Genomic DNA, 18189 nt, shown 5'->3' on the forward strand with positions numbered 1-18189 from the left:
TTAAAACACTTTATCGTCAATTAAATTTCAGATTAATTTCTTACAGTAGTGAAATCAGTTTGCATTTAAGCAGAATAGCTAACAATTACAAGCGCAAGAAACATCAAACTTTTCAGAGTTAACAATATGCTATAAACTAATGAGCAGAGAGGATGTACGAACGAATGCGAATATTATTTATCGGAGATATCGTAGGTAAGGTGGGTAGACAAGCTATCAGTGATTACCTACCAAAGTTAAAACAAAAATTTCATCCTACCGTGACGATTGTTAACGCAGAAAATGCAGCTCACGGAAAAGGATTAACTGAAAAAATTTATAAGCAACTCTTACGTGAGGGGGTTGACTTTATGACGATGGGTAACCATACATATGGTCAGCGTCAAATTTATGATTTTATTGATGACGCTAACCGGATGGTACGCCCAGCTAACTTCCCTGAGGAAGCCCCCGGTGTTGGGATGCGTTTTATCCAAATTAATGCAGATAAATTAGCGATTATTAACTTACAAGGACGCTCATTTATGCAAGATATTGACGATCCTTTTAAAAAGGCAGATGAACTCGTCGCACAAGCTCAGAAAGAGACAAACTATATCTTTGTCGATTTCCACGCTGAGACGACTTCGGAAAAGAACGCGATGGGCTGGTATCTAGACGGGCGCGTGAGTACAGTCGTGGGGACGCATACGCATATTCAAACTTCAGATGATCGCGTATTGCCTCAAGGTACTGGTTATATCACAGATGTAGGCATGACAGGGTTCTACGATGGCATTCTCGGTATTCAACGCGATGAGGTTATTAAGCGATTTATTACAAGTTTGCCACAACGTCATGTAGTACCAGACACAGGTCGCGCTGTACTTTCAGGAGTAGTCGTCGATTATGATAGTCAGGGACGGACGAAACATATTGAACGCGTGCTCATCAATGATGATCATCCGCTCGATTAACTATCGTCCGTTCGTATGAATTTCAACGAGAACCTCGCTAAACATAGTCATTTAGCGAGGTATTTTGATATTATAAATAATGAATGAATATATCCACTAGGAGGAACAATGATATGCGAAATCAAATATCATGGAAAGTGGGCGGACAACAAGGTGAAGGTATCGAATCAACAGGTGAAATCTTCGCTACAGCTATGAATAGAAAGGGATACTATCTTTACGGTTATCGACACTTCTCAAGTCGTATTAAAGGTGGTCATACGAATAACAAGATTCGAGTTTCCACATCACCTGTTCATGCAGTAAGTGATGATTTAGATATTCTTGTGGCATTCGACCAAGAAACGATTGAAGTGAATCATCATGAAATGAGAGCCGACAGCGTAATTATTGCGGATAGTAAAGCGAAACCAGACAAACCTGAAGATTGTCGTGCTCAAATGATTGATTTACCTTTTACTAAAACAGCGAAAGAGCTCGGCACAACACTAATGAAAAATATGGTTGCAGTAGGTGCAACGTGTGCATTGATGGATTTAGAAACTGAAACCTTTGAATCGCTAATCACAGCGATGTTTGAGAAAAAAGGTGACAAAGTTGTTGAAATGAATATTCAAGCACTTCATGAAGGCTATCGCTTGATGCAAGAACAACTTGAAACGGTAGAAGGCGATTTCCAACTCACAGCATCTCAACAAGATCCGCACCTTTACATGATTGGTAACGATGCAATTGGATTAGGAGCTATTTCAGCAGGTTCACGCTTCATGGCTGCTTACCCTATCACACCAGCGTCTGAAATCATGGAATATATGATTGAGAATCTACCTAAAGTGGGAGGTACTGTCGTACAGACTGAGGACGAAATCGCAGCAGCTAACATGGCGATAGGATCTAACTATGGTGGCGTTCGTGGCTTTACAGCAAGTGCTGGTCCAGGGCTATCACTCATGATGGAAGCGATTGGTCTTTCAGGTATGACAGAAACACCATTTGTCATCGTCAATACGCAGCGTGGGGGTCCTTCTACAGGTCTTCCAACCAAACAAGAACAGTCCGATTTAATGCAGATGATTTATGGTACACATGGAGATATTCCTAAGATTGTCGTAGCGCCAACAGATGCAGAAGATGCATTCTATCTAACGATGGAAGCGTTCAACTTAGCTGAAATCTATCAATGTCCAGTCATCATCCTCAGTGACTTGCAGTTGTCTCTCGGTAAACAGACCGTAGAACAACTAGACTACAACGCTATTGATATTCAAAGAGGCGAATTGATTCAATCTGATATTGAGCGTGAGGAAGGGGATAAAAGCTACTTCCGTCGTTACGCTTTAACTGACAGTGGCGTATCACCAAGACCTTTACCAGGCTTGAAAGGCGGTATTCATCACGTAACAGGTGTGGAACACAATCAAGAAGGTAAGACAAGCGAAGCTGCTCAGAACCGACAAGAACAAATGGAAAAACGTATGCGTAAGACAGAACACTTACTCATAAATGAACCAGTGAGTGGACAAGAAACGCATGATGAAGCAGACATTCTTTATCTAGGCTTTATCTCAACGAAAGGCGCAATTCAAGAAGGTGCAGAACGTTTAGAAGAACAAGGTATCAAAGTGAATCATCTGCAAATTCGTCAACTTCATCCATTTCCTAAAGATGTGGTGCAAGAAGCGGTGAATAAAGCGAAGAAAGTAGTTGTCGTTGAACATAACTATCAAGGTCAACTATCTAATATTCTTAAGATGAATGTTGCTATTGGAGATAAACTTATTAATCAGACGAAATATGACGGTACGCCGTTCTTACCACATGAAATTGAAGAACGTGGTCAACAAATTGCCAATGAATTAAAGGAGAGGGTCTAAATGGCTACATTTAAAGATTTCCGTAACAATGTTAAGCCCAATTGGTGTCCAGGTTGCGGTGATTTCTCTGTTCAGGCTGCGATTCAGAAAGCAGCAGCGAACATAGGATTAGAACCAGAGGAAGTAGCGATTATAACGGGTATCGGATGTTCAGGTCGTCTCTCTGGCTATATTAATGCCTATGGTGTGCACGGAATCCATGGACGCGCTTTACCGTTAGCACAAGGTGTTAAGATGGCGAACCGTGATCTTACAGTTATCGCTTCAGGGGGTGACGGCGACGGTTACGCTATCGGTATGGGCCACACGATTCATGCGTTAAGACGTAATATGAACATGACCTACGTAATTATGGACAACCAAATTTACGGGTTAACGAAAGGTCAAACGTCACCATCTTCTGCGCCAGGATTCGTGACGAAATCCACGCCTAAAGGTAATATTGAGAAGAACGTGGCACCTTTAGAACTCGCGCTATCATCAGGAGCTACATTTGTGGCTCAAGGTTTCTCTAGTGATATTAAGAATTTAACGAAACTTTTAGAGGACGCAATTAACCATGATGGCTTCTCATTTGTGAACGTCTTCTCCCCATGTGTCACATATAATAAAGTGAATACGTATGATTGGTTCAAAGAACATTTAACGAACATCGATGACATTGAAGACTATGACGCTTCGGATAAAGAGAAAGCGATGGCGAACGTCTTGAAATATGATTCTTTACTCAAAGGTATCGTTTATCAAGATACTGAAACACCTTCATACGAATCACAAATTGAGCAGTTAGATGAGACGCCGCTTGCGAAGAAAGATCTTCACATTCAAGAAGATCAGTTCAATGCGTTAACACAACAATTTGTGTAAATATCAGCTTTAGTTTGTTGAGTTAAAATGAGTATCTGAGATGTGGAAAGTGTATCAAGCGTTTATCGCAAAGATCTGCTTTCTCCTCAACGATACCAGCGCTGGTGCATTTTAATAGAAACAAGAAAACTAGGGTTAAATAATATGATATTTAAGGAGTGGAATGAGAAATCGCTAGGATGATGTTGAACATCTCGTGAACTCTTCCACTCCTTTAACATGTCATAGCCTTCATAATCTACAAGGCCGCTGTAAATATGGTACAGTGAAGTAAATTCATCTTCTGGAGGTACATTATGGTTGATCGCTACAAATCGTTTACTGATCTTGCTCAGCAGATGACTGAGGGGGAAGATTGGTCTATACACACTCATGAACGGGGCGCACGTCATTTAATTACAGCGATTCATGGCGGTGCAATTGAAAGAGGCACGTCGGAAGTGGCGGAACTGATTGCTCGTAGGGGTGGTTATGATTTCTACACCTTTAAAGCTACGCGTCGCAATAAGAACAATGAATTGCATGTCACATCACGGCACTTTAATGAACCGCGTTTAGAAACATTAGTTCAAGGTAAAAGGCACGTCATTTCGATTCATGGCTGTAGAGGCGTGAAACCTAAAGTGTATTTAGGAGGATTAGATCATACGTTGAGAGCGCATCTGACACTTGCATTGGAACAGAGAAGCTTTCTCGTTGAAGCGGCACCACCACCTATCTCAGGTATGCATACGGATAATTTCGTGAATTGTGGCGAGCGTAAAAAGGGTGTACAAATTGAACTTACCGAGCCTTTGCGTAAACAATTTTTCAACAATAAGAAATTTAATTTACATAATCGAGAAGATGAATCTAATTGGAGTCCGGTAATGACTGCGTTTGCCGATGCAATGATTGAAGCTATAGATGCAATGAAAGAAGAGGAGGAGTAATCATGGACGATATACTTATGAGCATACAAGTGATACCGAAGACGCCGAATGGAGAAGATGTGATTCCGTACGTTGATGAAGCAATTAAGGTGATTCAAGAAGCGGAAGTTCCGTATCGAGTGGGCGCGCTAGAAACGACAGTTCAAGCAGATATGAATACGTGTCTGATCTTAATTCAGAAGATTAATGATCGCATGGTCGAGTTAGAAGTTCCAAGCATTATCAGTCAAGTTAAGTTCTATCATGCACCAGAGGGAATCACGATTGAAACGTTAACTGGTAAATACGATAGCGATCGAGTGGAATAGTGTAGAGTACTGAATTCAATATTTCAACGTCTTGATACGTGAGATTGTTGGCATTCTGTAGCGCATTTTACCTGAAAAATGAGAGGTGTCTTTTTGCACAAATAAGTAGAATTTAATATAATATAAAGATGATTATGCACAAGTCGAAGCATGTGTGGAATGAAGTGCTCAAGCATGCTCGATGTTGGAAAGAAAGGGTTATGTAGTGTGAATGAAGAGCAAAGAAAACGTACTACGATTAATATCTTAGCTGAACGAGATAAGAAAGCACAAGCGGAGAGTAAGAACTTTGAACATGTTTATCAACCGCCAAGCTTGAAACAAGCACGTAAACGCGGTAAAGAAGAAGTGCAATATACGAATGATTTCCAAATCGATGAGAAGTACCGCAATATGGGTCACGGTCGCACATTTATGATTAAAACGTATGGTTGTCAAATGAATGCGCATGATACAGAGGTCATGGCGGGAATTCTCAGTGCGTTAGGTTATCAACCGACGGAAGATATTAATACGGCAGATGTCATTCTCATCAATACATGTGCAATTCGTGAGAATGCCGAGAATAAAGTGTTTAGTGAAATTGGTAACTTGAAACATCTTAAACGTGAACGACCTGACGTATTGCTCGGCGTGTGTGGTTGTATGTCACAAGAAGAATCCGTCGTGAATAAGATTCTGAAGTCTTTCCAAAATGTAGATATGATATTTGGTACGCATAATATTCATCGTTTACCAGAAATTCTTGAAGAAGCGTATCTTTCCAAAGCGATGGTCGTTGAAGTATGGTCTAAAGAAGGCGATGTCATCGAGAATTTACCGAAAGTACGTGAAGGTAACATTAAAGCATGGGTAAATATTATGTATGGTTGCGACAAATTCTGTACATATTGCATTGTTCCTTTTACCCGAGGAAAAGAGCGTAGTCGTAAGCCTGAAGATATTATTCAAGAAGTTCGCGAACTCGCACGCGAAGGTTATCAAGAAGTGACGCTACTTGGTCAAAATGTGAACTCCTACGGTAAAGATATCGATGGCTTAGACTATGGTTTAGGTGATTTACTCGCAGATATTTCTAAGATTGATATTCCACGTGTGCGTTTTACTACAAGTCATCCATGGGACTTCACAGATCTTATGATTGAAGTGATTGCGGAAGGTGGCAATATTGTTCCACACATCCACTTGCCAGTTCAATCCGGAAATAACGCAGTACTGAAGATTATGGGTCGTAAGTATACACGTGAAAGTTATCTCGACTTAGTGGATCGCATTAAGGCACAAATTCCTGATGTAGCGCTTACGACAGATATCATCGTTGGCTATCCTAACGAAACAGAAGAACAATTTGAAGAGACGTTATCTCTTTATGACGAGGTCGGTTTCGAACATGCGTACACGTACCTCTATTCAGAGCGTGATGGTACGCCAGCTGCACGCATGAAAGATGATGTGCCGAAAGAAGTGAAGAAAGATCGTCTGCAACGTTTAAATCGTAAAGTTGCTGCTTATTCTGGTGAAGCGATGAAACCATATGAAGGTGAAGTCGTGAGCGTGTTATGTGAAGGAAAGAGTAAGAAAGACGACGAGGTGCTTGCAGGTTACACTGAGAAGAACAAGTTAGTTAACTTTAGAGCGCCTAAGTCAGCGATTGGTAAAATTGTTGACGTTCGTATTGATGAAGCGCATCAATTCTCGCTAAACGGTACGTATCTTAGTGAACATGAAGAAGCGATGGTGACGATGTAATGTATCGCACTGAAGAAATACTGGAACAGGCGGATCGTTTAAGTGCTAAGATTCAAGATTTAGATCTTGTGAAAGATTATCGACGTGTAGAAGAACAAATCCATGCTAATCACAGTATCGATACACGTATGAAAGAATTGAAACGCAATCAGAAACAAGCGGTTAACTTTCAGAATTACGGCAAGATAGAAGCGCTCAAAGCGTCAGAACATACGATTCAATCGTTAGAGAACGATATCAACCAACTTCCGATAGTCGGTGAATTTCGTACTGCGCAACGTGAAGCCAACGATTTACTGCAATTGATGATTGAGACGATGTCAAAACGCTTAAACAACCATCATCCAGAAGATTGATTTACGAAAGGGGTTGGGTCGTCGAATGAAGACGAGAAAGTTTACATTTACTGCAATATTTATAGCGCTCAATGTCATATTGAGTAGCTTTATAGTCATACCCGTTGGACCGATTAAAGCCGCACCCATCCAACACATGATTAACGTCTTGTGTGCGGTGTTTGTAGGGCCGTGGTTTGGTCTCGCTCAAGCATTAATTTCTTCACTCTTGCGCGTACTATTTAACACCGGAAGTGCCTTTGCTTTTCCTGGTAGTATGGTAGGTGTATTACTCGCAAGTGCATTCTATATTTATCGTCGTCATATCTTTATGGCTGCGGTAGGTGAAGTTATCGGGACGGGAATTATTGGTAGCTTGATGTGTATTCCGGTCGCTTGGATCATCGGTTTACACGATTTTGCAGCGAAACCTTTAATGCTCGCCTTTCTCGTTTCAAGTATCATCGGATCAGTCATTAGTTACATTATCTTGATGGTGTTGAAACGTAGAGGTATTCTTGATCGCTTTTTAAAATAAATGATTGAAAGTCGAAGTCCGGAAAGCGTAATGTGCGTTTTTCGGGCTTTTAAATTTTGTAAGAGTGGGAATGTAGAGTGCAAAACTTTTCTGTTAAATATGTATTTTTAGATTTTAATTATGTTCTTGTTCTTTTTGTTTCTTTCTCTAAACACTTTAGATAAAATAATTATATATTTCGTGTGATTTGTCGGCGCAGCGAGGTAGGATATGTTAAAATTTAAGAGCTAATCATTTTAATAAAATAAGGTTAAAAATAACTCAAATCATCATAATGACATAGAAAAAGGAACGTGAAATGCATGGCTAAAGTAACGCCAATGATGCAACAATACTTAAAAATTAAATCTGAATATCAGGATTGTTTATTATTCTTCCGACTCGGAGATTTCTATGAAATGTTCTTCGAAGATGCGAAAGAAGCGTCACGTGTGCTTGAAATCACGTTAACGAAGAGAGACGCTAAAAAGGACGACCCGATCCCGATGTGTGGCGTCCCGTACCATTCAGCAGACAGTTATATTGAAACCCTCATCAATCATGGGTACAAGATTGCGATTTGTGAACAAATGGAAGATCCGCGACAAACGAAAGGTATGGTTAAACGCGAAGTCGTGCGTATCGTGACACCTGGTACGGTCATGGAACACGGTGGCGTCGATGAGAAACAGAACAACTACATCTTAAGTTATCGACACGATGGACAAACATATGCGCTCGCGTATTGTGACGTTTCAACTGGTGAGCTGCAAGTCACACACTTTGAAGATGAAGCGACATTAATCAACGAAATTACGACGATAAATCCCAATGAAATTGTGGTAGATCGCGCTATCTCTGAACATTTACAACGTCAAATTAATATGACGACTGAGACGATCACAGTTGTGGACACCATCTCCGACAACCCATATGCGGTCAACACACTTAACGACCATAATATGCATGAAGTGACACAACTATTACTTGATTACATTCATCATACGCAAAAACGTGACCTCTCACATATTGAAGAAGTGCATCAATACGAAGCAGTTAACTTTATGAAAATGGACTATTATGCGAAACGTAATCTCGAGCTCACTGAAAGTATTCGCTTGAAGTCGAAAAAGGGTACATTACTGTGGCTCATGGATCAAACCAAAACGCCGATGGGGGCACGTCGATTAAAGCAGTGGATTGATCGCCCGCTCATCCAACGCCAACAAATTCAACAACGATTAGATGTAGTGGAACAATTTATTGATCACTTTATCGAACGTGATACGTTACGCGAATATCTCAATCAAGTATACGATATTGAACGCTTAGTCGGGCGTGTCAGTTATGGAAACGTGAATGCACGTGATTTAATTCAACTGAAACATTCCATTTCAGAAATTCCGCATATCAAAACGTTGTTAACGCAATTAGATACACAAGCTACGGCTCACTTTGAAGCACTTGAACCGCTTGATGATTTGTTAGAACTACTCGAACAAAGTATTGTCGAAGAACCGCCGATTTCAGTTAAAGAAGGTGGATTATTTAAATCTGGCTTCCACGAACAACTCGACGAATATCTTGAAGCTTCACGCAACGGTAAAGCTTGGTTAGCCGAACTTCAAGCTAAAGAACGTGAACGGACAGGTATCAAATCATTGAAAATTCGTTTTAATAAAGTCTTTGGCTACTTTATCGAAATTACGAGAGCAAACTTACGTGGGTTTGATCCTCAAGCATACGGTTATCAACGTAAACAGACTTTATCAAATGCAGAACGTTTCATCACAGATGAGCTGAAAGAGAAAGAAGATTTAATTCTAGGTTCAGAAGACAAAGCAGTTGAGTTAGAATATCAATTATTTACTCAGTTGCGAGAGCGAATTAAAGATTATACTGAGCGTCTGCAACAACAAGCGAAGATTATTTCTGAACTCGATTGTTTACAAAGTTTTGCCGAGACAGCGCAGAAATATAATTATGTAAGACCGTCATTTAGTGATGATAAGACGTTAGCTTTAACAGGTTCACGCCATCCCGTCGTTGAACGTGTCATGGATCGCAATGATTATGTACCGAATGATTGTCGTTTGGACGAATCGCAATACATTTATTTAATTACTGGGCCGAATATGTCAGGTAAATCGACTTATATGAGACAAGTCGCTATCATTAGTATCATGGCTCAAATGGGTGCTTACGTGCCTTGCGATGAGGCAGTTCTTCCGATCTTTGATCAAATCTTCACGCGTATCGGTGCTGCTGATGATTTAGTTTCAGGTAAAAGTACGTTCATGGTAGAAATGTTAGAAGCACAGAAAGCGTTAGCGAACGCGACGGCTGACAGTCTCATTATCTTTGATGAAATTGGTCGAGGAACTTCAACTTATGATGGCTTAGCGTTAGCTCAGTCAATGATTGAATATGTTGCTCAGACATCACACGCTAAAACGCTATTCTCCACGCATTATCATGAATTAACTACGCTTGATCAAACACTTGAGTGCTTGAAAAACGTTCACGTCGCAGCTAATGAATACCAAGGAGAACTTATCTTTTTACACAAAGTCAAAGATGGCGCAGTCGACGACAGTTACGGTATTCAAGTGGCTAAGCTCGCAGACTTGCCTGAAGAAGTCATTAACCGCGCACAAGTGATTCTCGATGCCTTTGAAAAGAATAATGCGCCAGTGGAAGTGAAGAGTGAAGGAAGTCCGAAAGAAGTTGAAGCAAGTGCCGTACACGAAGCGACGTCGCAATCTGAAAAAGATAAAGACGATAATGAACGAACTTCACATTCTGAGAACAGCGATGTGAACAATTCAGCGACTCAGTCTACTTCAACCCAATTCGAACAGACAGCCTTTAATCTCTTCGACGAACCAGCAGAACCTAGCGAAATCGAAGAAGAATTGAAGCGTTTAAATATTTCAATGATGACACCAGTCGAAGCCTTAGTGAAATTGAGTGAATTACAAAATCGATTGAAATAGAGGTGAAAGCATGGGACAAATTAAAGAATTGCAAACCTCATTAGCTAATAAGATTGCAGCAGGTGAGGTCGTCGAACGCCCAGGATCCGTCGTGAAAGAATTACTAGAGAATGCACTTGATGCGCAAGCGACCGAAATTACTATTGAGGTAGAACAATCCGGTATCTCATCAATTCGTGTCGTTGATAACGGGACAGGCATAGAAGCAGATGATGTGGATTTAGTCTTTCATCGCCATGCAACGAGTAAGTTAGACACAGATGACGATTTGTTTCATATTCGTACGTTAGGCTTTCGAGGAGAGGCACTCGCCAGTATATCTTCTGTGGCGAAAGTCCAGCTGATCACGTGTACGGATGGTCTTGAAGGTCTAGAAGTTTATGCAGAGAATGGACGAATTCTGGAACGTAAGCCAGCCAAAGCGAAACGAGGAACGGATATCACGGTTAAATCGTTGTTCTATAACACACCTGCACGTCTAAAGTATGTTAAAAGTTTATACACTGAGTTAGGTAAAATTACAGATATTGTCAATCGAATGGCGATGAGCCATCCTGATGTGCGTATCTCACTTTATTCAGATGGAAAAGAAATTCTAAGCACGAATGGATCAGGTCGTACAAATGAAGTGATGGCAGAAATTTATGGTATGAAAGTTGCCAAAGATTTAGTACCGATTGAAGGCGACACAAGTGATTACCATCTCGAAGGATTTGTCGCAAAACCTGAACATTCAAGAAGTAATAAGCACTACATTTCAATTTTTATCAATGGTAGATATATTAAAAATTTCGTGCTTAATAAAGCGATTCTTGAAGGTTACCATACTTTAATGATGATTGGTCGTTATCCTATCTGTTACCTCAACATTCAGATGGATCCGATACTCGTAGATGTGAATGTCCATCCAACTAAGCTAGAAGTACGGTTATCTAAAGAAGAACAACTGTATTCACTTATTGTGGAAAAGATTAGAGAGGCGTTTAAAGATCGTATTCTCATTCCGCAAAATGATATGTCTAAATTTGAGAAGAAAAATAAAGTGCTCCATCAATTTGAACAACAAAAGATGGATTTCGAACGTCAACAACAGACGTCACATGAAGATAAAGATTCAGATTCAACATCTCATGATCGTGCTGAAGTTGAAGATGCGCCAACTGATACTGATTCAAACAATGTAGCAGCTGAACACCGTGATGTCTCTGCATATCAAACACCATCCGATGAGACTGAAAGCCAGGTGAGCGAGCCATCCTCAACCGATGATTATGCTCAGGCACAACGTGAGGTGCTCGCTGATCTTGAAAATTCCGAAGATCACACAACACTTGAGAACTCTGAAGAAGATACAAATAATATCAAAGGTACAGTGAGCAAGACGCCGAGTCGACGGGTGCCGTACGTCGAAGTAGTGGGCCAAGTACATGGCACGTATATCATCGCTCAAAACGAAAATGGAATGTTTATGATTGACCAACACGCAGCACAAGAAAGAATTAAATACGAGTATTTCCGAGATAAAATCGGTGAAGTTACGAATGAAGTCCAAGATTTGCTCATCCCATTAACTTTCCATTTCTCTAAAGACGATGTCATGATTATCGAGCAATACAAAGATGAGTTAGAGAAAGTCGGCGTACATCTCGAGCCGTTCGGCGGCCACGATTATATTGTGAATAGCTATCCAGTTTGGTTCCCACAACAAGAAGCAGAAGAAATTATCAAAGATATGATTGAATATGTTCTAGAACATCAGAAAGTGGACGTGAATAAGATTCGTGAAGAAGCAGCGATTATGATGAGTTGTAAAAAGTCTATCAAAGCGAATCATTATTTAAAAAATAGCGAGATGGCAGATTTAATCGATCAGTTGCGTGAAGCGGAAGATCCTTTCACTTGTCCGCATGGTCGCCCAATCATCGTTAACTTCTCCAACTATGAATTGGAGCGCTTGTTTAAACGTATCGTCTAAGTTGTGTTTTTGAAATGAACACTAAACACGATTTATGGTTAGTAAGTTCTGCGTTAGCTAACGAAACCATTTAGCGATTGAGAAAGCAGTCGTTAAATGGTTTGTTCATTAGGATTATATTTGAAGCTAAGTCAACTTTCGCCTCGCATTCAACGTCAAGCGTGGTCGTTTTAGTAAAATATCTAAATCAACCAAGAACTTTAATAAAGTTTGAATCATAATCAATTATTTGATTTAAAATCATTAATAATATTCAATATTTCTGATATCAGTTATAGTTTGTAATTTGACTGAGAGTTGAATAAACTTAATTTATACTTAACATGATGAGAGGGATGTCTTATGAAACCAAACATCTTACCTGCAGTCAGAACGATGAAAGATCTTGAGAAGCTCATTCAAACCGACTATAAAGAGTGCGTCATACTAGATACGCATGTCGGCCATTTGAAAAGCACGATGGATTTATTGAAGAAAGCACACGTTGAAACGTATATGCATATTGATTTAATTAAAGGTATGAGTCACGATGAATATGCCTGCGAATATATCATCCAACATTATCATCCGAAAGGCATTGTCTCTACTAAAATGCGCGTGTTAAAGAAAGCGAAATCACTTAATACAACGACGATCTTACGCGTCTTTATACTTGATTCACAAGCACTAAAGAGAAGTATCGAGCTCATTAAGAAAGCTGAGCCCGACTATGTTGAAGTGCTGCCAGGAGTTGCAGGTAAAGCGATTAAGATTATTAAAGAAGAGACCCAAACACCTGTGATCGCTGGCGGTTTAATCAATACCCCTGAAGAAGTTACAGAAGCTGTGAATAATGGCGCACATTACATTACAACGAGCAATCGTCAACTCTGGTGATTGCTCGCGTTTCAATTTATAACAACTGAATCAATTCAACTTTTTGTTGACAACGCTTACATGACAAGTGTAATATATAAATTAAGTTAATATTTTAGGAAGAGATAGGAAGATTTCTGCATGACAAAGCATGGCTAAGGGAGTGCTTTATGATGGAGAAATCTCTCTTTTTTTATCAACAGGAGGGATTTGATGAGTGTTTATTTTGCCGAATTTCTAGGGACAGTGATACTCGCACTATTCGGTGGTGGCGTTTGTGCTAACGTCAACTTAAAGAGAACAGCAGGCTTTGGTGCAGATTGGATAGTCATCGCAGTTGGCTGGGGACTTGCTGTATCATTTGGGGCTTATGCAGTAGGTAATATTTCTGGTGCACACTTAAACCCAGCTGTGTCGATTGCTTTCGCGATGGATGGTTCAATTAGCTGGGCACAAGTACCTGGCTATATTATCTGTCAGATGCTCGGTGGTATTGTCGGAGCAATGTTAGTGTGGCTCATGTATTTACCACATTGGAAAGCGACTGAAGATAAAGGCGCGAAATTAGGTGTATTCTCAACTGCGCCTGCAATTAAGAACTATTTCGCTAACTTTATGAGTGAAATTATCGGAACAGCAGCTTTAACACTTGGCTTACTATACATTGGTATGAACAAGATTGCTGACGGACTTAACCCATTAATCGTCGGGGCTTTAATCCTAGCGATTGGTGTGAGTCTAGGCGGTCCAACAGGTTATGCGATTAACCCGGCCCGTGACTTAGGTCCTCGTATTGCGCATGCGATACTACCTATTGCAGGTAAAGGTGACTCTAATTGGAGTTATGCTATCGTGCCTGTGCTTGGTCCAATTGCTGGTGGTATGATTGGTGCGATGATTTACCGTTTATTCTTTAAAGGTGCTTTCGACGCCTTTTCAATCATCAGTATTGTAGTAGTCATTGTGACTTTACTTATCGGTGTCATGATGAATAAATCTAAAGTAGGTCAAGACGCAGAAAGTATTAATTAAGCTATGATTTTCAAATTTTGTTTTAGTAAAATGAACGAAATCTGAGATAATGTGGAGAACTTTTATCATAGATGACTGATGCATATGTCGCACAAAAGAATTTGTAAGTTTAAAAGTAAAGCATAATTTAATGCTGAAGTTATTAAGGTTACTTGTAGTAAAATTCCGGTACGCTGACAAATTGATTAATCAGTACAAATACGGGAACAATAAGTAGTAAGAACTTCTAACAATGATTGCATCAAAAGGGCGAAACTAAACTGAAGGAGTTAAGATTATGGACAAATACATTTTATCTATAGATCAAGGGACGACTAGTTCAAGAGCGATTCTCTTCGATAAAGATGGAGAGATCAAAGGTGTAGCACAACGTGAGTTTAAACAGTACTTCCCGAAATCAGGTTGGGTTGAACACGGCGCCAACGAAATTTGGACGTCAGTACTCGCTGTGCTCGCTGAAGTGCTTACTGAAAGCAATGTAGGTGCTGATCAAATCAAAGGAATTGGTATTACGAACCAACGTGAAACGACAGTGATTTGGGATAAACATACAGGACGTCCGATTTACCATGCTGTCGTATGGCAATCTCGCCAAACACAAGGTATTTGCCAAGAGCTTCGTGACCAAGGTTACGAAGACACTTTCCACAAGAAGACAGGACTTGTACTCGATCCATACTTCGCTGGAACGAAGATTAAATGGATTCTTGATGAAGTGGATGGTGCTCGCGAGAAAGCTGAGAATGGCGATTTACTCTTTGGTACAGTGGATTCATGGCTTGTATGGAAACTGTCTGGTGGCCAAGCGCACATCACTGATTACTCCAATGCAAGTCGTACGTTAATCTATAACATTCATGATCTCGAGTGGGATGATGAGCTATTAGAGATCTTAGATATTCCGAAACAAATGCTTCCAGAAGTGAAAGAGTCAAGTGAAATTTATGCGAAGACGATTGACTATCACTTCTTCGGTCAAGAAGTACCTATCGCGGGTATCGCAGGTGACCAACAAGCGGCTCTCTTCGGCCAAGCTTGCTTTGAACGTGGTGACGTGAAGAATACGTACGGTACAGGCGGCTTCATGTTAATGAATACAGGTGAAGAAGCGGTGACATCTGAAAGTGGTTTATTAACAACGATTGCTTACGGTTTAGATGGTAAAATACACTACGCGCTTGAAGGTTCGATCTTCGTTTCCGGTTCAGCTATTCAATGGTTGCGCGATGGCTTACGTATGATTAATTCAGCGCCACAATCTGAGAATTATGCAGAACGTGTCGAATCTTCTGAAGGCGTTTATATGGTACCGGCTTTCGTTGGACTCGGTACACCATACTGGGATGCTGAAGCACGAGGCGCGATCTTCGGTTTAACACGTGGTACGGAGAAAGAACACTTTATCCGCGCTACGCTTGAATCACTTTGTTATCAAACACGCGACGTACTTGAAGCGATGGAGAAAGACTCTGATATTAAAGTTAACAATTTACGTGTCGATGGCGGTGCAGTTAAAAATAACTTCATCATGCAATTCCAAGCAGACTTGTTGAACGTTGAAGTGGAACGCCCAGAAGTAAGCGAAACAACAGCATTAGGTGCTGCTTATTTAGCAGGTTTAGCTGTTAAATTCTGGGATAACAAAGATAGCATTGCAGACGGCTGGAAACTTGAGAAAGAGTTCAAACCTGAAATGGATGACAAAGAGAGAACAAAACTTTATAAAGGTTGGAAGAAAGCAGTCGAAGCTACACAAGTCTTCAAACTCGAAGATTGATAGTTAGACTTCTCAACATTAACTGTGCTACAATAAGGGTAAGTTAATATTGAGGTCGAGATTTCGAGAGACACGAGTCGTTCAATGCAATATGTTGTGTTGGGATGCGTGTCTCTTTTTTTAATAAATATGAGGAGGCGCATAGGTTATGAGTTTATCAACATTGAAGAGAGAACAAGTCAAAACGCGTTTAAGAGATGAAGAATATGATGTCGTGATTATCGGTGGCGGTATCACAGGTGCAGGTATCGCACTTGATGCGAGTCAACGTGGGATGAAAGTGGCACTTGTAGAAATGCAAGACTTTGCACAAGGTACAAGTTCACGTTCAACGAAACTCGTTCACGGTGGTTTACGTTACTTGAAACAATTCCAAATCGGTGTCGTAGCTGAAACAGGTCGTGAACGTGCAATCGTTTATGAGAACGGTCCACACGTTACTACACCTGAACGCATGCTTTTACCTATGCATAAAGGCAGTTCTTTAGGTAAATTCAGTACATCTATCGGTTTAACACTTTACGATTTCTTAGCAGGTGTTAAAAAAGAAGAACGTAAAAACATGTTAAGTAAGAAAGAAACAGTGGAAAGAGAACCACTCATCAAACGAGATAAATTAAAAGGCGGCGGTGCATACGTAGAATACCGTACTGATGACGCACGTCTCACAATCGAAGTCATGAAACGCGCTGAAGAAAAAGGTGCTACAGTAATCAACCATACGAAATCAATTCACTTCACTTATGATTCAAATGAAAAAGTAAATGGTATCCAAGCACAAGATATGTTAACTGGTGAGACTTACGACATTCGCGCTAAAAAAGTAATCAATGCAAGTGGTCCATGGGTAGACGAAGTGCGCAGTGGTGACTATGCACGTAACAATAAGCAATTACGCTTAACTAAAGGTGTGCACATCGTTATTGATCAATCACGTTTCCCATTACGCCAAGCTGTATACTTTGATACTGAGAATGATGGACGTATGATCTTTGCTATTCCACGCGAAGGTAAAGCATATGTGGGTACAACAGATACGTTCTATGACAACGATAAATCTTCACCTCTCGCAACACCAGAGGATCGTCAATATCTTATCAATGCTATTAACTATATGTTCCCAGATGTCGATGTATCTGATAGCGATATCGAATCTTCTTGGGCTGGTGTACGTCCACTTATTTTAGAAGAAGGAAAAGACCCTTCTGAAATTTCACGTAAAGACGAAGTTTGGGAAGGTAAATCAGGATTACTCACGATCGCTGGAGGTAAATTAACAGGTTACCGTCACATGGCGAAAGAGATTGTAGACTTACTTTCTAAACGCTTGAAACAAGAATACAAGATGAAATTCAAAAAATGTGAGACAAAACACATTCCAATCTCTGGCGGTGACATAGGCGGTAGCGATAACTTCGAAAACTTTATCGAACGTAAAGTAGAAGATGCAAAAGCTTACCAAATCGATGAAAAAGTTGCGCGTCACTTTGCTACAAAATATGGTTCAAATGCTGAAGACTTATTTGAAATTGCACAAACAGCTCAATATCAAGAAACAGGATTGCCACTTGATATCTATACAGAACTTGTCTACTCTATTCAAAATGAAATGGTTTATAAACCAACAGACTTCTTAATTCGTCGTACAGGTAAACTCTACTTCAAGATTGATGACGTCTTAAATTACAAAGATAAAATCGTTGAAGTGATGGACGGTTTACTCGATTACACAACAGCGGAAAAAGACGCTTTCAAAGCTGAGTTAGACGAAGCGATCGACGAAGCACAAACAGGAAATAATCAACCGCCTGTTAAAGAGTAAGATAGGTCTTATGCAAAGTTGAATAACAACTGAGTATATCCCTGGCCAAGCGTGCTAGGGATATTTTTTGGTTTTTATTTAGCAAAAGGGTATTGAATTTGAGTGCGAAGTTGCAGATATGGGAAATTGAAGTTTGGAGTGAAAGTTTGGAGGATAAACGCTCCAGACACAGAAATAAACATTCTTTTAACGAA

At 40.2% G+C, this 18189-nt stretch carries 14 protein-coding genes; all 14 read left to right on the forward strand.

Annotation, left to right across the window (positions count from 1 at the left end):
• Positions 1–164: 164 nt before the first annotated feature.
• The 14 genes from CD039_RS03680 (at position 165) to CD039_RS03745 (ending at position 17995) form a co-directional block, all read left to right on the forward strand.
• A complete protein-coding gene (locus CD039_RS03680; protein WP_103371166.1) occupies positions 165–956 on the forward strand; it encodes a TIGR00282 family metallophosphoesterase in 792 nt (263 codons plus the stop codon).
• Positions 957–1069: 113 nt separating this feature from the next.
• Positions 1070–2830, forward strand: coding sequence for a 2-oxoacid:acceptor oxidoreductase subunit alpha (locus tag CD039_RS03685; RefSeq protein WP_103371167.1), 1761 nt, complete (start codon positions 1070–1072; stop codon positions 2828–2830).
• Complete coding sequence (locus CD039_RS03690; RefSeq protein WP_103371168.1) at positions 2831–3697, forward strand: 2-oxoacid:ferredoxin oxidoreductase subunit beta; 867 nt, start codon at positions 2831–2833, stop codon at positions 3695–3697.
• A gap of 296 nt (positions 3698–3993) precedes the next feature.
• Positions 3994–4629 carry a poly-gamma-glutamate hydrolase family protein gene (locus CD039_RS03695; protein WP_103371169.1) on the forward strand — a complete coding sequence of 212 codons (636 nt, stop codon included), beginning with the start codon at positions 3994–3996 and terminating at the stop codon, positions 4627–4629.
• A gap of 2 nt (positions 4630–4631) precedes the next feature.
• Positions 4632–4937, forward strand: coding sequence for a thiamine-binding protein (locus CD039_RS03700; protein WP_103371170.1), 306 nt, complete (start codon positions 4632–4634; stop codon positions 4935–4937).
• Positions 4938–5144: 207 nt separating this feature from the next.
• On the forward strand, positions 5145–6686 hold the full coding sequence (gene miaB / locus CD039_RS03705) for a tRNA (N6-isopentenyl adenosine(37)-C2)-methylthiotransferase MiaB (protein ID WP_103371593.1): 1542 nt from the start codon (positions 5145–5147) through the stop codon (positions 6684–6686).
• Positions 6686–7042 carry a YlbF/YmcA family competence regulator gene (locus CD039_RS03710; protein WP_049405437.1) on the forward strand — a complete coding sequence of 119 codons (357 nt, stop codon included), beginning with the start codon at positions 6686–6688 and terminating at the stop codon, positions 7040–7042. The genes miaB and CD039_RS03710 overlap by 1 nt, the downstream gene beginning before the upstream one ends.
• 25 nt (positions 7043–7067) lie before the next feature.
• Positions 7068–7559: an energy coupling factor transporter S component ThiW gene (gene thiW, locus CD039_RS03715; protein WP_002472426.1), complete on the forward strand. Its 492-nt coding sequence runs from the start codon at positions 7068–7070 to the stop codon at positions 7557–7559.
• A gap of 302 nt (positions 7560–7861) precedes the next feature.
• Positions 7862–10534 carry a DNA mismatch repair protein MutS gene (gene mutS, locus CD039_RS03720; RefSeq protein ID WP_103371171.1) on the forward strand — a complete coding sequence of 891 codons (2673 nt, stop codon included), beginning with the start codon at positions 7862–7864 and terminating at the stop codon, positions 10532–10534.
• A gap of 10 nt (positions 10535–10544) precedes the next feature.
• Positions 10545–12509, forward strand: coding sequence for a DNA mismatch repair endonuclease MutL (gene mutL / locus CD039_RS03725; RefSeq protein WP_103371172.1), 1965 nt, complete (start codon positions 10545–10547; stop codon positions 12507–12509).
• A gap of 342 nt (positions 12510–12851) precedes the next feature.
• Positions 12852–13385 (forward strand): glycerol-3-phosphate responsive antiterminator, encoded by a 534-nt coding sequence (locus tag CD039_RS03730; protein WP_103371173.1) that lies wholly within the window; start codon positions 12852–12854, stop codon positions 13383–13385.
• Positions 13386–13577: 192 nt separating this feature from the next.
• Complete coding sequence (locus CD039_RS03735; RefSeq protein ID WP_103371174.1) at positions 13578–14396, forward strand: MIP/aquaporin family protein; 819 nt, start codon at positions 13578–13580, stop codon at positions 14394–14396.
• A gap of 277 nt (positions 14397–14673) precedes the next feature.
• Positions 14674–16173 (forward strand): glycerol kinase GlpK, encoded by a 1500-nt coding sequence (glpK, locus tag CD039_RS03740; RefSeq protein ID WP_103371175.1) that lies wholly within the window; start codon positions 14674–14676, stop codon positions 16171–16173.
• Positions 16174–16321: 148 nt separating this feature from the next.
• The gene (locus CD039_RS03745; RefSeq protein ID WP_103371176.1) at positions 16322–17995 is read left to right on the forward strand and encodes a glycerol-3-phosphate dehydrogenase/oxidase; all 1674 of its coding nucleotides are present in this window, start codon (positions 16322–16324) and stop codon (positions 17993–17995) included.
• The last annotated feature ends 194 nt before the right edge of the window (positions 17996–18189 follow it).

The organism is Staphylococcus argensis (genome assembly GCF_002902305.1).
GTDB classification, from domain to species: Bacteria; Bacillota; Bacilli; order Staphylococcales; family Staphylococcaceae; genus Staphylococcus; species Staphylococcus argensis.

Coding starts and splice junctions, on each gene's coding strand:
- CD039_RS03680 (WP_103371166.1), top strand. CDS start 165: ATGCGAATATTATTTATCGGAGATATCGTAGGTAAGGTGGGTAGACAA.
- CD039_RS03685 (WP_103371167.1), top strand. CDS start 1,070: ATGCGAAATCAAATATCATGGAAAGTGGGCGGACAACAAGGTGAAGGT.
- CD039_RS03690 (WP_103371168.1), top strand. CDS start 2,831: ATGGCTACATTTAAAGATTTCCGTAACAATGTTAAGCCCAATTGGTGT.
- CD039_RS03695 (WP_103371169.1), top strand. CDS start 3,994: ATGGTTGATCGCTACAAATCGTTTACTGATCTTGCTCAGCAGATGACT.
- CD039_RS03700 (WP_103371170.1), top strand. CDS start 4,632: ATGGACGATATACTTATGAGCATACAAGTGATACCGAAGACGCCGAAT.
- CD039_RS03710 (WP_049405437.1), top strand. CDS start 6,686: ATGTATCGCACTGAAGAAATACTGGAACAGGCGGATCGTTTAAGTGCT.
- thiW (WP_002472426.1), top strand. CDS start 7,068: ATGAAGACGAGAAAGTTTACATTTACTGCAATATTTATAGCGCTCAAT.
- mutS (WP_103371171.1), top strand. CDS start 7,862: ATGGCTAAAGTAACGCCAATGATGCAACAATACTTAAAAATTAAATCT.
- mutL (WP_103371172.1), top strand. CDS start 10,545: ATGGGACAAATTAAAGAATTGCAAACCTCATTAGCTAATAAGATTGCA.
- CD039_RS03730 (WP_103371173.1), top strand. CDS start 12,852: ATGAAACCAAACATCTTACCTGCAGTCAGAACGATGAAAGATCTTGAG.
- CD039_RS03735 (WP_103371174.1), top strand. CDS start 13,578: ATGAGTGTTTATTTTGCCGAATTTCTAGGGACAGTGATACTCGCACTA.
- glpK (WP_103371175.1), top strand. CDS start 14,674: ATGGACAAATACATTTTATCTATAGATCAAGGGACGACTAGTTCAAGA.
- CD039_RS03745 (WP_103371176.1), top strand. CDS start 16,322: ATGAGTTTATCAACATTGAAGAGAGAACAAGTCAAAACGCGTTTAAGA.